Source organism: Kitasatospora sp. NPDC086801, from assembly GCF_044745805.1.
GTDB lineage: Bacteria > Actinomycetota > Actinomycetes > Streptomycetales > Streptomycetaceae > Kitasatospora.
Map to the genome: position 1 here is coordinate 1 of NZ_JBIVAX010000109.1, position 1,470 is coordinate 1,470.

Genomic DNA, 1,470 nt, shown 5'->3' on the forward strand with positions numbered 1-1,470 from the left:
GGGACTATCACGATCTAGGTGTACGACACCCGGTTGGACTAGGTGTTGATCTTGCTGTCTGGCGTGGGCCGGGTGGCCTACGCCCGTCCGGCTGACAGGCGTCCGTCGAAGGTGATGTCGAAGGCGTTGAGGGCGGCCATCCAGCGGTTGCTCCAGCGTTGGCGGCCACGGCCGGTGGGGTCGAGCGCGAGGGTGGCCAGGTAGAGCCGTTTGAGGGCGGCCTGCTCGTTGGGGAAGTGGCCGCAGGCGCCGGCGGCCCTGCGGTAGCGGGAGTTGAGACTCTCGATGGCGTTGGTCGTGCAGATGATCTTTCGGATCTCGGCGTCGAACGCCAGGAAGGGCACCATCTCGGACCAGGCCCGCTCCCACAGTCGCACGACGGCCGGGTAGGACGCTTCCCAGGCGGCGGCGAACTCGGCGAACCGCTCCAGGGCCGCGGCCTCGTTCGGCGCGGTGTAGACGGGCTTGAGGTCGCGGGCGACCGCCGCCCAGTCCCGCTTGGAGGTGTAGCGAAAGGAGTTGCGCAGCAGGTGGACGATGCACGTCTGCACCACGGTCTGCGGCCAGACCTGGGCGACCGCGTCGGGCAGCCCGGCCAGGCCGTCGCAGATGAGGATCAGGCAGTCCTTGACGCCCCTGTTCTTGATCTCGGTGAGCACGGACTGCCAGTACTTGGCGCCCTCGCCGCCGCTGGAGGTCCACAGGCCCAGGATGTCCCGGTAGCCGTCCGCCGTGACGCCGAGGACGACGTAGACGGGCCGGTTGGCGACCTGACCGTCGCGGACCTTGATGTTCACGGCGTCCACGAACAGCACCGGATAGACCGGGTCGAGGGGACGCGTGCGCCAGTCGGCCATGCTCTCCAGGACCCGGTCGGTGATCGTGGAGACGGTCTCCTTGCTGGTGGTCATGCCGTAGACCTCGGCCAGGTGCGCGACGATCTCCCCGGAGGTCAGGCCCTTCGCGGTCAGGGAGATGACCAGGTTGTCCAGGCCTTCGGTCCGGCGGGCGTGCCGGGGCACGACCTTCGGTGTGAACGTGCCGGCCCGGTCCCGCGGGACCTCGAGCGTGACCGGCCCGGCCTCGGTCATCACGGTCTTCATCCGGTAGCCGTTGCGCGCGTTGCCGCCTTTGCGCGCCGAGCGGCCCTGCCCCGCGGTCGAGGCCAGGTGCTCGTCCATCTCGGCCTCCAGCGCTTCCTGGAGCAGGTGCCGGGTCAGCTGCTGCAGCAGTCCGCCCTCGCCGAGCAGCTGCATCCCGCCGGCCCTGGCCTGCTCGGCCGCCAGCTCGGCGACCGACGCCACCACATCCGACGCACCCGTGTTCTTCCTCGGACCCATGCCCAAGGCATCGGCAGTTTCCGGCTCCGACGAAACCGACCCGTCAGGAACCGACCCGATCTGGTGATCCGTCAGCGAGCTCATCAGTGTCTCCCTTGATCAGGGTGTCCACCTGATTCATGACACTCCC

The 1,470-nt window shown here is 68.8% G+C and carries 1 protein-coding gene; it reads right to left on the reverse strand.

Annotated features, from left to right (window positions below):
- Positions 1-77: 77 nt before the first annotated feature.
- Complete coding sequence (locus ACIPLC_RS38195) at positions 78-1,340, reverse strand: IS256 family transposase (protein ID WP_400477665.1); 1,263 nt, start codon at positions 1,338-1,340, stop codon at positions 78-80.
- Positions 1,341-1,470 lie beyond the last annotated feature (130 nt).

Bases quoted from the DNA above. Each gene is read 5' to 3' on its own strand.
- ACIPLC_RS38195 (WP_400477665.1), bottom strand. From the start codon at position 1,340: ATGGGTCCGAGGAAGAACACGGGTGCGTCGGATGTGGTGGCGTCGGTC.